Consider the following 17,599-nt stretch of genomic DNA (forward strand, 5'->3'; position numbering starts at 1 on the left):
TTAAGCGCAAATAGCGGGCAATTGAACAAAAAGTGTTGTTTTAGAGACCAAGAAACAAACAACAAAGCCGACAAGTTCGCGTCCCTACTCCACGCTACTTGCCTTAACCAAGACCGTTAGCTTTAATTAAGTTCCAAAATGAACCAAGATGAATAAAATAAAAATTATAATTCTACTTATTTTAATGATTTCTTTGAATGCTTGCAAAGAAAAATCAATAAAATCAGATAAGGAAACTCATGTGCTTGAAATTAAAAAAGCTACAAAATTTCATCGTGGCTTTACAAATAATATTCAAGAATCACCATTAAATGTAAATGCATAAAGAATAAGCTTAAAGAAGATTTTTGGAATACTGATTGAAACTGACACTAGTAATATTATTTTCGAAAATAGAAAATTAAAAAATAAATATTATGATTTATTAATAAAACAAAAAGATGAAAGTCGATCTATAAATGAAATTGTCTTGAGTGAAATTTTGGATAATTTAAAACTGAAATTGGAAATAAAAAAATATAAATCGTATGAGATCAATATTCAGGATTCATTAAGATATTCTAATTTCATTAACAATTATGGAAATAATGCATATAAAGTATCTAGATCAAATGATTCAATTAAAATTATTAATTATGACTTAAAAGAACTGACTGAATTATTGAACTCAGAATATTCAGAAGAAATAATTTATGATGATAAATCAAAAAGGATTGACTATAGTTGGGAAAAAATGTCATTTGAAAAATTAAAAATACAGTTACAAAATGATTTAGGAATATTATTCGTGGATTTGAAAAACGATAAATCAAAATTCGTAATTAGAAGTAACTAAAGCTAACATCGGTTAAGCGCAAATAGCGGGTATTTGCTTGAAAAGTTTTATTTTAGAGACCAAGTAATAACCAACAAAGCCGACAAGAACGTGTCCCTAATCCACGCCACTTGCCTTAACCAAGACCGTTATGCTTCACTTAGAACAGGATACAAATTCAAATGGAAGATTCAGATTATCATAAAAAATTATTCAAAGGTTTCTTAGATAAAACATCAATAGATGAATTATACGATAGAATTGAAGAATTTAGAGAAATTGACTTAAAAACTATTTCAGATAAAGAGTTAAAGAAAAGAATTAAACAAGTCATTTCTTATAATCTAAAAAACAAATCTTACGGTGGCTCTATTGTTCATATTACCACCTTTAAAACCGGAACTCCATTTTATCGCATCAGAAAATTTGATACGTCCGATTTAAATGTTGTTTTGAATAAAATGAAGACCGAAAAAGATGCTTGGGAACCACCAGTAGTAGAAAATCGAGGGCGACTAAATAATATAGGAGAATCTTTACTATACACTTGTCCTTATTCCCAAGAAACTGCAATTGAGGAAATGAAAATAAAGGAGGGTGAAATATTTGCTTTAATGACTTATGAAGCTAAACAAGATATTGAAGCTTTAAAAATTGGAGAATGGAAAGAAAATAAAAGTTTATCTAAAGAACAAAATCAAAAATTGAGAATAATAAATAATTTTTTAATCACTGAATTCACAAAAGATGTTGGTATTGGAACAGAGTATTTATATCGTGTATCAGAAATAATAACAAAAGATTATTTTGACTTTCTACCTATAGAAAAACAACAAGCCTGGTGCTATCCATCAGTAAAATTAAAAAAAGCTTATAATGTATGTTTTAGACCAAACATTCATAAAAAAGCACTAGGATTAAAAGGAGTTTCACTTTGCATTATAAAGAGAGATAATTCCGAGGTTAGGATTGGAGCAATGAGAGCTGCGATTGATTTTAACGATAACGGAGAGTTAATATATAATGTACCAAATGACTATAATATGAATATACTTTTTCCTAATCCGCATTCTATAAATTAAAAATAAGTGCATTTACTAAGCGGCGCATAACATCGGTTATCGCAAATTAGCGGGTATTCAAGTAAAAGTTATATTTTAGTCATTAAGAAACCAACAACAAAGCCGACAAGAACGCGACCCTACTCCCGCCACTTGCGTTAACCAAGACCGTTGGGCGCAATTATTCAGAAAAATTCAGCTAAAATTTAATTTATACGGATATTTTAATTATTTTTGTACGTATTAGAAATTTATTATGGATACAAAACTGACTTTAAAGCTTAATCAAGAAATAATCGAAAGAGCGAAAGAATATGCATCAGACAAAAAAATGAGTTTGTCTAGAATTGTAGAATCATATTTGCAATTATTGACAACCGACAAGAAAGATGCAGATTTTGAAATTTCTCCATTTATTAAAAGTTTAGCTACCGGAACAAAAATTCCAGCTGACTTAAATTATAGGAAAGAATATTCTGATCAATTATTGGAGAAATATAAATAGATGAAAAAAAGATTATTTCTAGATACAAACGTAATTCTTGATTTACTAGGTGAGCGAGATCCGTTTTATGACTCTATTGCAAAATTAGCAACATTAGCTGACAAAGAAATATTAACGTTTGTGGTTTCACCTATCTCATTTGCAACTCTAAACTATTTCCTTTCAAAATTTGAGTCTGCACAGAACGCACAAGAAAAACTGAGAAAATTTAAAATCATTTGTGAAATCTGTAAATTAGACGAACATATAATTGAAAAGGGATTAAATTCTTCCTTTTCAGATTTCGAAGATGCACTTCAATATTTTAGCGCATTAGATTCAGATTGTGAGATTATAATAACCAGAAATGGAAAAGATTTTAAAAAGTCTTTATTGCCAGTTATGACTGCTGATGAATATATGCAGAGTATAAAAACAAAATAACTCCGCCCAACATCGGTTAAGCGCAAATAGCGGGCATTCTGATGAAAAGTATTATTTTAGATACCAATAACAAACAACTAAGCCGACAAGAACGTGTCCCTACTCCACGCTACTTGCCTTAACCAAGACCGTTGGGCGCAATTATTCAGAAAAATTCAGCTAAAATTTAATTTATACGGATATTTTAATTATTTTTGTACGTATTAAAAATTTATTATGGATACAAAACTGACTTTAAAGCTTAATCAAGAAATAATCGAAAGAGCGAAAGAATATGCATCAGACAAAAAAATGAGTTTGTCTAGAATTGTAGAATCATATTTGCAATTATTGACAACCGACAAGAAAGATTCAGATTTTGAAATTTCTCCATTTATTAAAAGTTTAGCTACTGGAACAAAAATTCCAGCTGACTTAAATTATAGGAAAGAATATTCTGATCAATTATTGGAGAAATATAAATAGATGAAAAAAAGATTATTTCTAGATACAAACGTAATTCTTGATTTACTGGGTGAGCGAGATCCGTTTTATGACTCTATTGCAAAATTAGCAACATTAGCTGACAAAGAAATATTAACGTTTGTGGTTTCACCTATCTCATTTGCAACTCTAAACTATTTCCTTTCAAAATTTGAGTCTGCACAGATCGCACAAGAAAAACTAAGAAAATTTAAAATCATTTGTGAAATCTGTAAATTAGACGAACATATAATTGAAAAGGGATTAAATTCTTCCTTTTCAGATTTCGAAGATGCACTTCAATATTTTAGCGCATTAGATTCAGATTGTGAGATTATAATAACCAGAAATGGAAAAGATTTTAAAAAGTCTTTATTGCCAGTTATGACTGCTGATGAATATATGCAGAGTTTAAAAACAAAATAACTCCGCCCAACATCGGTTAAGCGCAAATAGCGGGCATTCTGATGAAAAGTGTTATTTTAGAGACCAAGTAAAAAACCAACTAAGCCGACAAGAACGTGTCCCTACTCCACGCCACTTGCCTTAACCAAGACCGTTAGGCAAAATTGCAATCAATGATAGAGAATCTAACTAAACAAGAATTCCATAATAAATTAAACAAAGAATTACAACTCCACTCCAGTCATATTCAGAATATGTTAAAAAACTATTCTGCAATAGATTTATTTCCAAAATGGCATAGTCTTGTTCAATCATTAGAAGAATTTATCAACCTTATATTTTTTGGAAATTTTACAGATAAAGAAAAAAAGTTGGTAGAGAGTACTTCTATTACTTTTCCTCCAGATTTTGATAGGTTAATGTCAATTTCCAATATTATAGGATCAAAATACAAATCTAAAACACGTGATCGTTTTTTTCAGTTTACCATACAGACAATTGCAATTTCGCATTCGTTCAAAATAACAGATAATGGCATAGAGGAATTTAATAAAATTAAAACATTACTAGATGTTGCTAATTATTATCAGAAAAGAAGACGATACTTTGTAACCTTACTATATTTAATTCCAAAGCATTCTCAAGGTAATAATATAGCCGAAAAATCCGACTTATTAAATATCTTTTTACCAATTATAGAATTGAATTGCGTATCACTTACGACTATTAATCAACAAAGAGTTTTGTCTAAAATATTTAATGATTATCAAGCTAAATCCGATGGACAAAAATTAGAAGGGAATTATACATTTCAACCTCTAGAAAGATTTTCTAATGAACCAGAAAGGCTTTCAATATTTGACCAAGTTTTGCACAGAAACAATCAAATTGAACAATTCAATTGGATAGATTTAGATCGAGATAAAATATTTTCAAAAAAAGAGCTATTACATTCTATACAATTAATAGAAAAAGCATATGCTTTATATAAAATTGATGAAACAGATTTCAAAATATTCTCAAGATTTATAAATGAAATAGTAGAAAGTATTTCGGATGATTATTTTTTTACAATTACAAAATCAAATTTGGAAGATTTCATTAGTTTTTATTCTATTAAAAATCAAAAACTATTAAAAAATCAATTATTTCAAACAGAAGATGATTACTGGGTAAACCTAAATTCATTTCATCCATTTATAGAATTAGAAGATAAGTATTACACGAATGTCAACTTATTGATGAGATTCCTCTACTATTTCAAAAATTTCATATTAAATAAGAAGAAAAAATTTCAAATACACGCTGGCTTCGTATTTGAAGATATGATAAAAAAAATCTTGGAAAATTATAATTTTCAAATAACGGATATTACCAGAATTAATCAAAAAGAATTCGATGTAGTTACAATTAGAGATAAAACAATTTATAATTTTCAATGCAAGAATAATGCAATCGATTTAACTTTGATAGAATCAGATCAGGAAAAATTTATTCGATATAATAAATATTTGATTAGAAGTTTACAAAGAGCATTAAAAAAGGAATATGATAGAGAAAAATTATTAATTGATAAATTGAAAATCAATAAAATAGAACACTTTGTTATTACAAGATTTCCAATTCTCAATAGCGAAGAAAGAATAATTTCTTTTAATGAAATAGAAAGTTGGTTGGAAAGCAACTTTGCCTAACATCGTTTAACAGCAAATAGCGGGCATTCTGGTGAAAAGTGTTATTTTAGAGACCAATTAAAAAAGAACTAAAGTCGACAAGTTCGCGTCCTTACACCACGCCACTTGCGTTAAACAAGACCGTTGGGCATAATATTTTGAACGACAAAAAACAATCATAATAATTTTATTTGATGGGAATATTTGACAAATTATTTGGTAAAAAAGAATCTAAAGCTGAGAATGAAAGTGTTCAATTAAACAAAGGAGAAACATTTGTTGCTGTTGACAACGAATCTATATTCAGAATAATTAGATCTTTAACAGACGAACAAAAAGAAGGGATTGAAAAATCAACTATTCTTTTACGTACAAGTGATCTTTATATGCATTATTGGACAACTAATTTAATTTGTGAAGATCGGAATGATCCAGCTTGGCGGAATAAAGTGATGTTCTTTTGGAGAGCAGAAGAACCATTTCCGAAAAAATCATTACCGCCAGAATTTGAGACTTTTGAAATTAAACATTTTCTTTTTAACGATGACACCTCAAAAATTTCATTACAAGTTGCACAAGCAGCACCTTGGTTTGGAATGCCAGGTCTTGGAGAAAAACACTTTTGCGAAATGAACTCTCAAAAAGTGACAATACCTGAATTGAATGAACTTGGAATTGTTGATTACTTTGATCAAATAGAACTTACAAATGAAAATCTAAATATATTAACCAGTCGAGAAGAATATTTTTTCTTAGTTGACGAACGAATTACACCATTTCAAAACGGAAATTTTTATTTAAAAGATAAAATTATACCAATTAGTGTTGCTTATGAAATTGGTGGAATACATATCGTAAAAAAAACGAAATTGGAGTAAAAATACTATGCCCAACATCGGTTAAGCGCAAATAGCGGGCATTTGATTAAAAAGTGTTATTTTAGAGACCAAGAAACAAACAACTAAGCCGACAAAAACGTGTCCCTACTCCACGCCACTTGCCTTAACCAAGACCGTTATGCAGCAGTTAAAAAATCCGAACAAATAATCATATTGTTTTGACCCCTATAAAACAAGAGTATTCTTTTAAATTTCGTTAGTTAAAATTATGCGGTTAATTTTTTTATTAAAATAAGGTGTTTATCTGCGTTCCATTTTTCCATAGGTGTTATTCTACCAAGTAGTCCGTGTAGCCTTTCGTTGTTGTAGAATAGCACGTATTCTTTAAGGATTTTTTCTATTTCCCCGAAAGTCCTATACTCAAACCTCTTAAAGACTTCTTTCCTCAAAATTCCATGATACGCTTCTATATGGGCATTTTCTTCGGGAGTTGCTATGTGTGTGAATTCTTGACTTACTCCTATCAATCCTAGGTATTCCCTTACATTTTTCGCTATAAATTGACTTCCATTATCACTTCTGATTACAACACTATCAGGATATTGATAAGCCATAAACAATTCTGAGAGCAACTTTATCACTTGATCTTGTTTAATAGAAAAAGCAAAAAGGTCTTTTAGTATTCTACGAGTATGCACGTCTATTAAAGATAGCAAATAGGCATTTTTACCAGCACTGGGGATCCAAACCACCTTGATGTCCATTTCTAGGCAATCAAAGGGTTTTGTAGTGATAACTTTTCTGAACTTAACAAATTTTCGGCCAGAACCACTCCTATCTATTCGGTCGTCCAACTTCAATAGATTGGCTTCTTTCATTATTCTATAGAGCTTTTTATGATTTATTGTATATCCATCCCGATTCAAATATGAAGTCATAAGCCTGTAACCGCAATCTATAAATGGATGACTTAATATTGATTTAACGGACTCAATAACAGCAAATTGACTAACCAAACCTTTATTGTCGTGATAGGTGAATTCGCTTGGCCTATTTCCCTTTTTAGCAGCACTGGGTTTTCTATAATAACTACTGTGGACCATACCTACCATATCAATAAGTTTGGTTTTACCAATGTTGTGTTTTAAGAACATAGCATCCACTAAATTTTTCTTGGATCGGACGTCCCAAACTTTTTTTTTAAAAGCTCTCGTTGAACTTCTAATTCGATCTCCTTGTTACTTAACAACTTCCGGAGTATCCTATTTTCTTCTTCTGCCTGCTTTAACTCTTTACTACGAATGTCATAGGTCATTTTTAAGCCTACTTCTCCCTGGGTGTCATATTTCTTCTTCCAACTATAAAAAGTACCAGTACTAACACTGTATTTGCGGCAGGCTTCAACAATGCCCAGTTCTTCTGAAGAAGATAGGATTTCTAACTTTTCTTCTAGACTCCATTTCTTGTATTTCATATCTCAAAGGTATTATTTGAAATTTAAAATATCACTCCGAACTTATTGGGGGCTAAACTATACGGATCAATTGGATTAGGTTTCGGATTAAGTTTCACATGTTTGGGGATACTTTTTTCCATAATGAGATGGCCAATGAATGCGTTTAATGAAATTGGACTTCCAATCCTAATTATTGTAGGAATTATTGGTTTTATGAAATACAGCACAGATTTCAATAAATCACTGTTGAGGATATTGATAATTGGAGGAATCGGAGGAATTATATGGCTGACTCCAAATGACACGATAAATGATATTTTGAATGTAGAAAACCTAAACGAAATTAGTGTTGAGAGTTAATGAATATCAATTCAGAACTTATAACGCTCCACAACATCGGTTAAGCGCAAATAGCGGGTATTTGAACAAAAAGTTATATTTTAGAGACCAAGAAACAAACAACAAAACCGACAAGAACGTGTCCCTACTCCACGCCACTTGCCTTAACCAAGACCGTTGTAAGCAATTGTGAGAAATGCCTCGTCCTAAAATAGGTTGACCAAAAATTAAACACTTTTAGTCACCTATGGAAACACCAAAGAATGGCACCTGCCGAAAAAAGAAGTATCAAAAAGTTAGTTTCGACATGAAACTTTCGATAATTGATGAAATAGCTAACGGACAGATCTCCGTAAATCATGCTTCAAACAAGTATAACATTTCTCGAAGTTCCATTGAATACTGGATTAAGAAATTGAGTAACTTCGAGAATAAATCCATGAGTATGAGCAAGAACGATCAGATCAAAAAATTGAAGCAACGTATTGAAGAACTGGAGTTTGTAAAAGAATTTCAACAAGATGTCATTGCCGATTTTGAAAATATTACCGGGGAGCACCTTTCAAAAAAGTACTTGCCCGAAGCATTAGCAAAAGAGATAGAGAAAAAGAAACAAAGCCTTTCAAAATAAAATGGCTCTATCAATGCCTCGGGATAAGCAAACAGGCTTATTACAAAAGAATCAAAGCAAATTATACCAAAGAGAAAAGGGACGAAATAGTCCTGGAACTTGTACGTAAAGAAAGAAAAACACACGCAAAGGCAGGCACCAGAAAACTGGTCAAGTACATCAAAAAAGGGATTATGGAGCAAAATGTAAAAATGGGCAGGGACGCGCTCTTCGACCTGCTAAGAAGTTATGGAATGCTGGTCAAGAAGACCAAACGTTACCACATTACAACAGACTCAAAACACTTATTCTATAAATCACCAAACCTAATAAAGGATATGGAAATCTCGCACAGTGAACAAGTATTCGTAAGCGATATCACCTATATAAAGACTGATGATGGACACGCCTATCTGGCTCTGGTAACAGATGCATATTCCAAAAAACTGATGGGATGGGCACTCGACGACAACATGAGGGCAACATTGGTCGTGCAGGCCTTGGACATGGCAATCAAGAACCTGAAATTCAAACATATGAGCATCATACACCATTCAGATAGGGGAATACAGTATTGCTGTCCGGAGTTCACGGAATTTGCCGACAAGAACAATTTTGTATTAAGTACAACTCAACAATACGACCCCTACGAAAATGCAGTTGCAGAAAGGATAAACGGAATACTCAAATATGAGTTCGGACTAAAGAAAACAATCAAGAACGTCATCATAGCAAGACAGATCATGAAGCAGGCAGTTCAGGTATATAACGGGCAAAGACTGCATTGGAGCCTTGGCCTGGAAACACCAGATCATATCCACAAAAAGTACAATACAATAAAATACAAATCCTATAAAAAGAAAATGGCCTAGGAATGTTGGCAACTTTTTCAAAACCGAAGGAAAAATTTTGAAGAAGTTGTCAATGTTCCGTGAAGAAAAACGATATTTATAAATGAAAACCTTTAACACAAAAAAGGTCAACCTATTTCAGGACAAGACAAGAGATCCGTATGAAAAAACACGAAGCTGAAGATCAAAATGAGTATGCAGAAAATGTTAAGGAAGAACCGCTTTATATTCTAGATGTAGAAAGTGGAAGAAAAGGATATTTCTGTATCGGATGTAAAAATGAAATGCAAGCTGTAAAAACAAAAATAAGAGGAAGAAAATCTTATTTTCGCCACGATCCAAATGATGTAAAGAAAAGTGAAAGAAAGTGCACTTTTAGTAATCAAGACTATCGCCATGACCAAGCAGTTTTAATATTAAATAGGATTAAACGTATAAGGGTTCCTACACTTTACAAATACCCGCCAGAAGGAATTGATGGCAAAGCATTTCAAATCAGTGATTCTAAATTTATTGATGCAAAATATACCAAATCTGAAATTACATTTTATGAAACAGATTCTGGAGAAGTAAAGTTTGGAAAAAATCCAGAAATAGATTCTAGAAATTTATTGATTAGGCCAGACGTTACATTCTTCAATGCACAAAACAAACCAATTCTCCTAATTGAAATAGTTGTAACTCACAAAATCGATGTAGAGAAATTGACTAAAATTAGAAGATTAGGTATTAATACTGTTCAAATTACTATTCCTAAAGATTCTCTTGAAAATATTGAAAAAAGCTTTTCAAAGACTAATTATATTAAATGGGTTTACAACTATGAAGAAGAACGCACTAAGTATATATTCTCTCCCAAAGATGATTCAGAGAGAGTTTCACAGATTGATGAATTCCAAAAAAGATTTTTCGAAGAAACTTTCGACTGCAGAAAATTTCAAATTAGAGACCTTGTACGAACAATTACAAGGTATTTGGGATCAAAACAATACAGAGAAATTGAAAAAGAGTTTAGATCTGAAATATCTAGAGTTGAAGAAAATACGGAAAGACTTAGAAATAAACTCGCAACAAGAAGAGAAGAAACTAGAAAAAGAATTTCTCGAAAATTTGAAAAGAGAACAGCACAAATTGAATCTGAAAGAGCTAGAATTGAAATTGAAGAAAGAAAGTTTCGAGACACAAAAGAAGAATATGAGGACTCAGTTGAAAAACAAAGTGGAGATCTGGAAGGAAGATATATTAACAAAAGAGAAGAACTTGAAGACAAACTCCGAGAAATTAGAAAGTCTTTCCTCGGAGCAGAAGATTTTGAGAGATCAGAACATTCAATTAGAGAGCAAGAAAGAGAAATTGAATCAGAAATTAGAGATACTGAATCAAGAATTGGAGATATTGTCAAATCTAGAGAAGGATTACCAAGAAAATATAAGCGACTTGAAAAATTTGAACAATATAGAGTTGAATCAGAAAAAGAAAAGATTAAAGAAGACAGAACAAAAGTTGCAAGAGAATATCGAGAAAATAAAAAAAACACTCAAATTGAATTTGAAGAAAATAGAGAATCTTCAATTAGAAAAATTGAAGAAAGAAATACTTCTAGAGAATCCAAATTGTCCAGTCGAATTAAAACAATACTTAATGCAGGACGCTTATTCAATGATTGGAATGAGAGAACGAACACTCTCCATCGAAACAGAGCAGCGTTGGAATGCCTTAGAAAAGGGACTTACAAAAATTGGAATTAAACCTGAAAATTTCATTCAACAAATGGAAGAAAATATTAAATAACTGTCCCTAACATCGGTTAAGCGCAAATAGCGGGCAATTGAACAAAAAGTGTTGTTTTAGAGACCAAGAAACAAACAACAAAGCCGACAAGTTCGCGTCCCTACTCCACGCTACTTGCCTTAACCAAGACCGTTAGCTTTAATTAAGTTCCAAAATGAACCAAGATGAATAAAATAAAAATTATAATTCTACTTATTTTAATGATTTCTTTGAATGCTTGCAAAGAAAAATCAATAAAATCAGATAAGGAAACTCATGTGCTTGAAATTAAAAAAGCTACAAAATTTCATCGTGGCTTTACAAATAATATTCAAGAATCACCATTAAATGTAAATGCATAAAGAATAAGCTTAAAGAAGATTTTTGGAATACTGATTGAAACTGACACTAGTAATATTATTTTCGAAAATAGAAAATTAAAAAATAAATATTATGATTTATTAATAAAACAAAAAGATGAAAGTCGATCTATAAATGAAATTGTCTTGAGTGAAATTTTGGATAATTTAAAACTGAAATTGGAAATAAAAAAATATAAATCGTATGAGATCAATATTCAGGATTCATTAAGATATTCTAATTTCATTAACAATTATGGAAATAATGCATATAAAGTATCTAGATCAAATGATTCAATTAAAATTATTAATTATGACTTAAAAGAACTGACTGAATTATTGAACTCAGAATATTCAGAAGAAATAATTTATGATGATAAATCAAAAAGGATTGACTATAGTTGGGAAAAAATGTCATTTGAAAAATTAAAAATACAGTTACAAAATGATTTAGGAATATTATTCGTGGATTTGAAAAACGATAAATCAAAATTCGTAATTAGAAGTAACTAAAGCTAACATCGGTTAAGCGCAAATAGCGGGTATTTGCTTGAAAAGTTTTATTTTAGAGACCAAGTAATAACCAACAAAGCCGACAAGAACGTGTCCCTAATCCACGCCACTTGCCTTAACCAAGACCGTTATGCTTCACTTAGAACAGGATACAAATTCAAATGGAAGATTCAGATTATCATAAAAAATTATTCAAAGGTTTCTTAGATAAAACATCAATAGATGAATTATACGATAGAATTGAAGAATTTAGAGAAATTGACTTAAAAACTATTTCAGATAAAGAGTTAAAGAAAAGAATTAAACAAGTCATTTCTTATAATCTAAAAAACAAATCTTACGGTGGCTCTATTGTTCATATTACCACCTTTAAAACCGGAACTCCATTTTATCGCATCAGAAAATTTGATACGTCCGATTTAAATGTTGTTTTGAATAAAATGAAGACCGAAAAAGATGCTTGGGAACCACCAGTAGTAGAAAATCGAGGGCGACTAAATAATATAGGAGAATCTTTACTATACACTTGTCCTTATTCCCAAGAAACTGCAATTGAGGAAATGAAAATAAAGGAGGGTGAAATATTTGCTTTAATGACTTATGAAGCTAAACAAGATATTGAAGCTTTAAAAATTGGAGAATGGAAAGAAAATAAAAGTTTATCTAAAGAACAAAATCAAAAATTGAGAATAATAAATAATTTTTTAATCACTGAATTCACAAAAGATGTTGGTATTGGAACAGAGTATTTATATCGTGTATCAGAAATAATAACAAAAGATTATTTTGACTTTCTACCTATAGAAAAACAACAAGCCTGGTGCTATCCATCAGTAAAATTAAAAAAAGCTTATAATGTATGTTTTAGACCAAACATTCATAAAAAAGCACTAGGATTAAAAGGAGTTTCACTTTGCATTATAAAGAGAGATAATTCCGAGGTTAGGATTGGAGCAATGAGAGCTGCGATTGATTTTAACGATAACGGAGAGTTAATATATAATGTACCAAATGACTATAATATGAATATACTTTTTCCTAATCCGCATTCTATAAATTAAAAATAAGTGCATTTACTAAGCGGCGCATAACATCGGTTATCGCAAATTAGCGGGTATTCAAGTAAAAGTTATATTTTAGTCATTAAGAAACCAACAACAAAGCCGACAAGAACGCGACCCTACTCCCGCCACTTGCGTTAACCAAGACCGTTGGGCGCAATTATTCAGAAAAATTCAGCTAAAATTTAATTTATACGGATATTTTAATTATTTTTGTACGTATTAGAAATTTATTATGGATACAAAACTGACTTTAAAGCTTAATCAAGAAATAATCGAAAGAGCGAAAGAATATGCATCAGACAAAAAAATGAGTTTGTCTAGAATTGTAGAATCATATTTGCAATTATTGACAACCGACAAGAAAGATGCAGATTTTGAAATTTCTCCATTTATTAAAAGTTTAGCTACCGGAACAAAAATTCCAGCTGACTTAAATTATAGGAAAGAATATTCTGATCAATTATTGGAGAAATATAAATAGATGAAAAAAAGATTATTTCTAGATACAAACGTAATTCTTGATTTACTAGGTGAGCGAGATCCGTTTTATGACTCTATTGCAAAATTAGCAACATTAGCTGACAAAGAAATATTAACGTTTGTGGTTTCACCTATCTCATTTGCAACTCTAAACTATTTCCTTTCAAAATTTGAGTCTGCACAGAACGCACAAGAAAAACTGAGAAAATTTAAAATCATTTGTGAAATCTGTAAATTAGACGAACATATAATTGAAAAGGGATTAAATTCTTCCTTTTCAGATTTCGAAGATGCACTTCAATATTTTAGCGCATTAGATTCAGATTGTGAGATTATAATAACCAGAAATGGAAAAGATTTTAAAAAGTCTTTATTGCCAGTTATGACTGCTGATGAATATATGCAGAGTATAAAAACAAAATAACTCCGCCCAACATCGGTTAAGCGCAAATAGCGGGCATTCTGATGAAAAGTATTATTTTAGATACCAATAACAAACAACTAAGCCGACAAGAACGTGTCCCTACTCCACGCTACTTGCCTTAACCAAGACCGTTGGGCGCAATTATTCAGAAAAATTCAGCTAAAATTTAATTTATACGGATATTTTAATTATTTTTGTACGTATTAAAAATTTATTATGGATACAAAACTGACTTTAAAGCTTAATCAAGAAATAATCGAAAGAGCGAAAGAATATGCATCAGACAAAAAAATGAGTTTGTCTAGAATTGTAGAATCATATTTGCAATTATTGACAACCGACAAGAAAGATTCAGATTTTGAAATTTCTCCATTTATTAAAAGTTTAGCTACTGGAACAAAAATTCCAGCTGACTTAAATTATAGGAAAGAATATTCTGATCAATTATTGGAGAAATATAAATAGATGAAAAAAAGATTATTTCTAGATACAAACGTAATTCTTGATTTACTGGGTGAGCGAGATCCGTTTTATGACTCTATTGCAAAATTAGCAACATTAGCTGACAAAGAAATATTAACGTTTGTGGTTTCACCTATCTCATTTGCAACTCTAAACTATTTCCTTTCAAAATTTGAGTCTGCACAGATCGCACAAGAAAAACTAAGAAAATTTAAAATCATTTGTGAAATCTGTAAATTAGACGAACATATAATTGAAAAGGGATTAAATTCTTCCTTTTCAGATTTCGAAGATGCACTTCAATATTTTAGCGCATTAGATTCAGATTGTGAGATTATAATAACCAGAAATGGAAAAGATTTTAAAAAGTCTTTATTGCCAGTTATGACTGCTGATGAATATATGCAGAGTTTAAAAACAAAATAACTCCGCCCAACATCGGTTAAGCGCAAATAGCGGGCATTCTGATGAAAAGTGTTATTTTAGAGACCAAGTAAAAAACCAACTAAGCCGACAAGAACGTGTCCCTACTCCACGCCACTTGCCTTAACCAAGACCGTTAGGCAAAATTGCAATCAATGATAGAGAATCTAACTAAACAAGAATTCCATAATAAATTAAACAAAGAATTACAACTCCACTCCAGTCATATTCAGAATATGTTAAAAAACTATTCTGCAATAGATTTATTTCCAAAATGGCATAGTCTTGTTCAATCATTAGAAGAATTTATCAACCTTATATTTTTTGGAAATTTTACAGATAAAGAAAAAAAGTTGGTAGAGAGTACTTCTATTACTTTTCCTCCAGATTTTGATAGGTTAATGTCAATTTCCAATATTATAGGATCAAAATACAAATCTAAAACACGTGATCGTTTTTTTCAGTTTACCATACAGACAATTGCAATTTCGCATTCGTTCAAAATAACAGATAATGGCATAGAGGAATTTAATAAAATTAAAACATTACTAGATGTTGCTAATTATTATCAGAAAAGAAGACGATACTTTGTAACCTTACTATATTTAATTCCAAAGCATTCTCAAGGTAATAATATAGCCGAAAAATCCGACTTATTAAATATCTTTTTACCAATTATAGAATTGAATTGCGTATCACTTACGACTATTAATCAACAAAGAGTTTTGTCTAAAATATTTAATGATTATCAAGCTAAATCCGATGGACAAAAATTAGAAGGGAATTATACATTTCAACCTCTAGAAAGATTTTCTAATGAACCAGAAAGGCTTTCAATATTTGACCAAGTTTTGCACAGAAACAATCAAATTGAACAATTCAATTGGATAGATTTAGATCGAGATAAAATATTTTCAAAAAAAGAGCTATTACATTCTATACAATTAATAGAAAAAGCATATGCTTTATATAAAATTGATGAAACAGATTTCAAAATATTCTCAAGATTTATAAATGAAATAGTAGAAAGTATTTCGGATGATTATTTTTTTACAATTACAAAATCAAATTTGGAAGATTTCATTAGTTTTTATTCTATTAAAAATCAAAAACTATTAAAAAATCAATTATTTCAAACAGAAGATGATTACTGGGTAAACCTAAATTCATTTCATCCATTTATAGAATTAGAAGATAAGTATTACACGAATGTCAACTTATTGATGAGATTCCTCTACTATTTCAAAAATTTCATATTAAATAAGAAGAAAAAATTTCAAATACACGCTGGCTTCGTATTTGAAGATATGATAAAAAAAATCTTGGAAAATTATAATTTTCAAATAACGGATATTACCAGAATTAATCAAAAAGAATTCGATGTAGTTACAATTAGAGATAAAACAATTTATAATTTTCAATGCAAGAATAATGCAATCGATTTAACTTTGATAGAATCAGATCAGGAAAAATTTATTCGATATAATAAATATTTGATTAGAAGTTTACAAAGAGCATTAAAAAAGGAATATGATAGAGAAAAATTATTAATTGATAAATTGAAAATCAATAAAATAGAACACTTTGTTATTACAAGATTTCCAATTCTCAATAGCGAAGAAAGAATAATTTCTTTTAATGAAATAGAAAGTTGGTTGGAAAGCAACTTTGCCTAACATCGTTTAACAGCAAATAGCGGGCATTCTGGTGAAAAGTGTTATTTTAGAGACCAATTAAAAAAGAACTAAAGTCGACAAGTTCGCGTCCTTACACCACGCCACTTGCGTTAAACAAGACCGTTGGGCATAATATTTTGAACGACAAAAAACAATCATAATAATTTTATTTGATGGGAATATTTGACAAATTATTTGGTAAAAAAGAATCTAAAGCTGAGAATGAAAGTGTTCAATTAAACAAAGGAGAAACATTTGTTGCTGTTGACAACGAATCTATATTCAGAATAATTAGATCTTTAACAGACGAACAAAAAGAAGGGATTGAAAAATCAACTATTCTTTTACGTACAAGTGATCTTTATATGCATTATTGGACAACTAATTTAATTTGTGAAGATCGGAATGATCCAGCTTGGCGGAATAAAGTGATGTTCTTTTGGAGAGCAGAAGAACCATTTCCGAAAAAATCATTACCGCCAGAATTTGAGACTTTTGAAATTAAACATTTTCTTTTTAACGATGACACCTCAAAAATTTCATTACAAGTTGCACAAGCAGCACCTTGGTTTGGAATGCCAGGTCTTGGAGAAAAACACTTTTGCGAAATGAACTCTCAAAAAGTGACAATACCTGAATTGAATGAACTTGGAATTGTTGATTACTTTGATCAAATAGAACTTACAAATGAAAATCTAAATATATTAACCAGTCGAGAAGAATATTTTTTCTTAGTTGACGAACGAATTACACCATTTCAAAACGGAAATTTTTATTTAAAAGATAAAATTATACCAATTAGTGTTGCTTATGAAATTGGTGGAATACATATCGTAAAAAAAACGAAATTGGAGTAAAAATACTATGCCCAACATCGGTTAAGCGCAAATAGCGGGCATTTGATTAAAAAGTGTTATTTTAGAGACCAAGAAACAAACAACTAAGCCGACAAAAACGTGTCCCTACTCCACGCCACTTGCCTTAACCAAG

General features: G+C 30.5%; 24 protein-coding genes. 22 read left to right on the forward strand and 2 right to left on the reverse strand.

The window, feature by feature from the left end; genetic code table 11:
* The first annotated feature begins 148 nt into the window (after positions 1-148).
* The 9 genes from H033_RS21530 to H033_RS0102810 all read left to right on the forward strand — a co-directional run bounded on the left by H033_RS21530 (position 149) and on the right by H033_RS0102810 (position 6,221).
* On the forward strand, positions 149-325 hold the full coding sequence (locus tag H033_RS21530) for a hypothetical protein (protein ID WP_155827682.1): 177 nt from the start codon (positions 149-151) through the stop codon (positions 323-325).
* A 144-nt stretch (positions 326-469) separates the two neighbouring features.
* Positions 470-835, forward strand: coding sequence for a hypothetical protein (locus H033_RS0102775; protein ID WP_026836981.1), 366 nt, complete (start codon positions 470-472; stop codon positions 833-835).
* Between the two features lie 161 nt (positions 836-996).
* Positions 997-1,896, forward strand: a complete 900-nt coding sequence (locus H033_RS19355) for a hypothetical protein (protein WP_051227753.1) — start codon at positions 997-999, stop codon at positions 1,894-1,896.
* Positions 1,897-2,131: 235 nt separating this feature from the next.
* On the forward strand, positions 2,132-2,380 hold the full coding sequence (locus tag H033_RS0102785) for a DUF6364 family protein (RefSeq protein ID WP_026836982.1): 249 nt from the start codon (positions 2,132-2,134) through the stop codon (positions 2,378-2,380).
* Positions 2,381-2,803: a type II toxin-antitoxin system VapC family toxin gene (locus tag H033_RS0102790; RefSeq protein ID WP_026836983.1), complete on the forward strand. Its 423-nt coding sequence runs from the start codon at positions 2,381-2,383 to the stop codon at positions 2,801-2,803.
* Positions 2,804-3,019: 216 nt separating this feature from the next.
* Complete coding sequence (locus H033_RS0102795) at positions 3,020-3,268, forward strand: DUF6364 family protein (RefSeq protein WP_026836984.1); 249 nt, start codon at positions 3,020-3,022, stop codon at positions 3,266-3,268.
* Positions 3,269-3,691, forward strand: a complete 423-nt coding sequence (locus tag H033_RS0102800) for a type II toxin-antitoxin system VapC family toxin (protein ID WP_026836985.1) — start codon at positions 3,269-3,271, stop codon at positions 3,689-3,691.
* 152 nt (positions 3,692-3,843) lie between these two features.
* Positions 3,844-5,364, forward strand: coding sequence for a hypothetical protein (locus tag H033_RS0102805; protein ID WP_026836986.1), 1,521 nt, complete (start codon positions 3,844-3,846; stop codon positions 5,362-5,364).
* A gap of 173 nt (positions 5,365-5,537) precedes the next feature.
* Positions 5,538-6,221, forward strand: coding sequence for a glycohydrolase toxin TNT-related protein (locus H033_RS0102810; RefSeq protein ID WP_026836987.1), 684 nt, complete (start codon positions 5,538-5,540; stop codon positions 6,219-6,221).
* A gap of 227 nt (positions 6,222-6,448) precedes the next feature.
* Here the strand turns inward: H033_RS0102810 and H033_RS0102815 are convergent, their stop codons facing one another.
* Both H033_RS0102815 and H033_RS0102820 read right to left on the reverse strand, forming a co-directional pair.
* Positions 6,449-7,336, reverse strand: a complete 888-nt coding sequence (locus H033_RS0102815) for an IS3 family transposase (protein WP_155827685.1) — start codon at positions 7,334-7,336, stop codon at positions 6,449-6,451.
* An 8-nt stretch (positions 7,337-7,344) separates the two neighbouring features.
* The gene (locus H033_RS0102820) at positions 7,345-7,656 is read right to left on the reverse strand and encodes a transposase (RefSeq protein ID WP_026836989.1); all 312 of its coding nucleotides are present in this window, start codon (positions 7,654-7,656) and stop codon (positions 7,345-7,347) included.
* 102 nt (positions 7,657-7,758) lie between these two features.
* On the opposite strand from H033_RS0102820, the gene H033_RS0102825 reads away from it, so the two are divergent.
* The 13 genes from H033_RS0102825 to H033_RS0102885 all read left to right on the forward strand — a co-directional run bounded on the left by H033_RS0102825 (position 7,759) and on the right by H033_RS0102885 (position 17,466).
* Positions 7,759-7,998 carry a hypothetical protein gene (locus H033_RS0102825; protein WP_196809410.1) on the forward strand — a complete coding sequence of 80 codons (240 nt, stop codon included), beginning with the start codon at positions 7,759-7,761 and terminating at the stop codon, positions 7,996-7,998.
* Positions 7,999-8,224: 226 nt separating this feature from the next.
* Positions 8,225-8,608, forward strand: a complete 384-nt coding sequence (locus H033_RS19360; RefSeq protein WP_034886061.1) for a helix-turn-helix domain-containing protein — start codon at positions 8,225-8,227, stop codon at positions 8,606-8,608.
* Between the two features lie 23 nt (positions 8,609-8,631).
* Entirely contained in the window at positions 8,632-9,459 is an 828-nt protein-coding gene (locus H033_RS0102835) for an IS3 family transposase (RefSeq protein WP_026836979.1), read from the forward strand.
* Positions 9,460-9,599: 140 nt separating this feature from the next.
* On the forward strand, positions 9,600-11,186 hold the full coding sequence (locus H033_RS0102840) for a hypothetical protein (RefSeq protein WP_026836980.1): 1,587 nt from the start codon (positions 9,600-9,602) through the stop codon (positions 11,184-11,186).
* A 207-nt stretch (positions 11,187-11,393) separates the two neighbouring features.
* The gene (locus H033_RS21535) at positions 11,394-11,570 is read left to right on the forward strand and encodes a hypothetical protein (RefSeq protein ID WP_155827682.1); all 177 of its coding nucleotides are present in this window, start codon (positions 11,394-11,396) and stop codon (positions 11,568-11,570) included.
* A gap of 144 nt (positions 11,571-11,714) precedes the next feature.
* Positions 11,715-12,080: a hypothetical protein gene (locus H033_RS0102850; protein WP_026836981.1), complete on the forward strand. Its 366-nt coding sequence runs from the start codon at positions 11,715-11,717 to the stop codon at positions 12,078-12,080.
* Between the two features lie 161 nt (positions 12,081-12,241).
* The gene (locus H033_RS19365) at positions 12,242-13,141 is read left to right on the forward strand and encodes a hypothetical protein (protein ID WP_051227753.1); all 900 of its coding nucleotides are present in this window, start codon (positions 12,242-12,244) and stop codon (positions 13,139-13,141) included.
* 235 nt (positions 13,142-13,376) lie between these two features.
* Positions 13,377-13,625, forward strand: coding sequence for a DUF6364 family protein (locus H033_RS0102860; RefSeq protein WP_026836982.1), 249 nt, complete (start codon positions 13,377-13,379; stop codon positions 13,623-13,625).
* Positions 13,626-14,048, forward strand: coding sequence for a type II toxin-antitoxin system VapC family toxin (locus tag H033_RS0102865; protein WP_026836983.1), 423 nt, complete (start codon positions 13,626-13,628; stop codon positions 14,046-14,048).
* A 216-nt stretch (positions 14,049-14,264) separates the two neighbouring features.
* Complete coding sequence (locus tag H033_RS0102870; RefSeq protein ID WP_026836984.1) at positions 14,265-14,513, forward strand: DUF6364 family protein; 249 nt, start codon at positions 14,265-14,267, stop codon at positions 14,511-14,513.
* A complete protein-coding gene (locus tag H033_RS0102875; protein WP_026836985.1) occupies positions 14,514-14,936 on the forward strand; it encodes a type II toxin-antitoxin system VapC family toxin in 423 nt (140 codons plus the stop codon).
* Between the two features lie 152 nt (positions 14,937-15,088).
* Positions 15,089-16,609, forward strand: coding sequence for a hypothetical protein (locus H033_RS0102880; RefSeq protein WP_026836986.1), 1,521 nt, complete (start codon positions 15,089-15,091; stop codon positions 16,607-16,609).
* Positions 16,610-16,782: 173 nt separating this feature from the next.
* A complete protein-coding gene (locus tag H033_RS0102885; RefSeq protein WP_026836987.1) occupies positions 16,783-17,466 on the forward strand; it encodes a glycohydrolase toxin TNT-related protein in 684 nt (227 codons plus the stop codon).
* The last annotated feature ends 133 nt before the right edge of the window (positions 17,467-17,599 follow it).

Source organism: Gillisia sp. JM1 (genome assembly GCF_000424645.1).
GTDB lineage: Bacteria > Bacteroidota > Bacteroidia > Flavobacteriales > Flavobacteriaceae > Gillisia.

Excerpts from the sequence above, each read along its gene's own strand:
- H033_RS21530 (WP_155827682.1), top strand. The coding sequence starts at position 149 with ATGAATAAAATAAAAATTATAATTCTACTTATTTTAATGATTTCTTTG.
- H033_RS19355 (WP_051227753.1), top strand. The coding sequence starts at position 997 with ATGGAAGATTCAGATTATCATAAAAAATTATTCAAAGGTTTCTTAGAT.
- H033_RS0102785 (WP_026836982.1), top strand. The coding sequence starts at position 2,132 with ATGGATACAAAACTGACTTTAAAGCTTAATCAAGAAATAATCGAAAGA.
- H033_RS0102790 (WP_026836983.1), top strand. The coding sequence starts at position 2,381 with ATGAAAAAAAGATTATTTCTAGATACAAACGTAATTCTTGATTTACTA.
- H033_RS0102795 (WP_026836984.1), top strand. The coding sequence starts at position 3,020 with ATGGATACAAAACTGACTTTAAAGCTTAATCAAGAAATAATCGAAAGA.
- H033_RS0102800 (WP_026836985.1), top strand. The coding sequence starts at position 3,269 with ATGAAAAAAAGATTATTTCTAGATACAAACGTAATTCTTGATTTACTG.
- H033_RS0102805 (WP_026836986.1), top strand. The coding sequence starts at position 3,844 with ATGATAGAGAATCTAACTAAACAAGAATTCCATAATAAATTAAACAAA.
- H033_RS0102810 (WP_026836987.1), top strand. The coding sequence starts at position 5,538 with ATGGGAATATTTGACAAATTATTTGGTAAAAAAGAATCTAAAGCTGAG.
- H033_RS0102815 (WP_155827685.1), bottom strand. The coding sequence starts at position 7,336 with ATGTTCTTAAAACACAACATTGGTAAAACCAAACTTATTGATATGGTA.
- H033_RS0102820 (WP_026836989.1), bottom strand. The coding sequence starts at position 7,656 with ATGAAATACAAGAAATGGAGTCTAGAAGAAAAGTTAGAAATCCTATCT.
- H033_RS19360 (WP_034886061.1), top strand. The coding sequence starts at position 8,225 with ATGGAAACACCAAAGAATGGCACCTGCCGAAAAAAGAAGTATCAAAAA.
- H033_RS0102840 (WP_026836980.1), top strand. The coding sequence starts at position 9,600 with ATGAAAAAACACGAAGCTGAAGATCAAAATGAGTATGCAGAAAATGTT.
- H033_RS21535 (WP_155827682.1), top strand. The coding sequence starts at position 11,394 with ATGAATAAAATAAAAATTATAATTCTACTTATTTTAATGATTTCTTTG.
- H033_RS19365 (WP_051227753.1), top strand. The coding sequence starts at position 12,242 with ATGGAAGATTCAGATTATCATAAAAAATTATTCAAAGGTTTCTTAGAT.
- H033_RS0102860 (WP_026836982.1), top strand. The coding sequence starts at position 13,377 with ATGGATACAAAACTGACTTTAAAGCTTAATCAAGAAATAATCGAAAGA.
- H033_RS0102865 (WP_026836983.1), top strand. The coding sequence starts at position 13,626 with ATGAAAAAAAGATTATTTCTAGATACAAACGTAATTCTTGATTTACTA.
- H033_RS0102870 (WP_026836984.1), top strand. The coding sequence starts at position 14,265 with ATGGATACAAAACTGACTTTAAAGCTTAATCAAGAAATAATCGAAAGA.
- H033_RS0102875 (WP_026836985.1), top strand. The coding sequence starts at position 14,514 with ATGAAAAAAAGATTATTTCTAGATACAAACGTAATTCTTGATTTACTG.
- H033_RS0102880 (WP_026836986.1), top strand. The coding sequence starts at position 15,089 with ATGATAGAGAATCTAACTAAACAAGAATTCCATAATAAATTAAACAAA.
- H033_RS0102885 (WP_026836987.1), top strand. The coding sequence starts at position 16,783 with ATGGGAATATTTGACAAATTATTTGGTAAAAAAGAATCTAAAGCTGAG.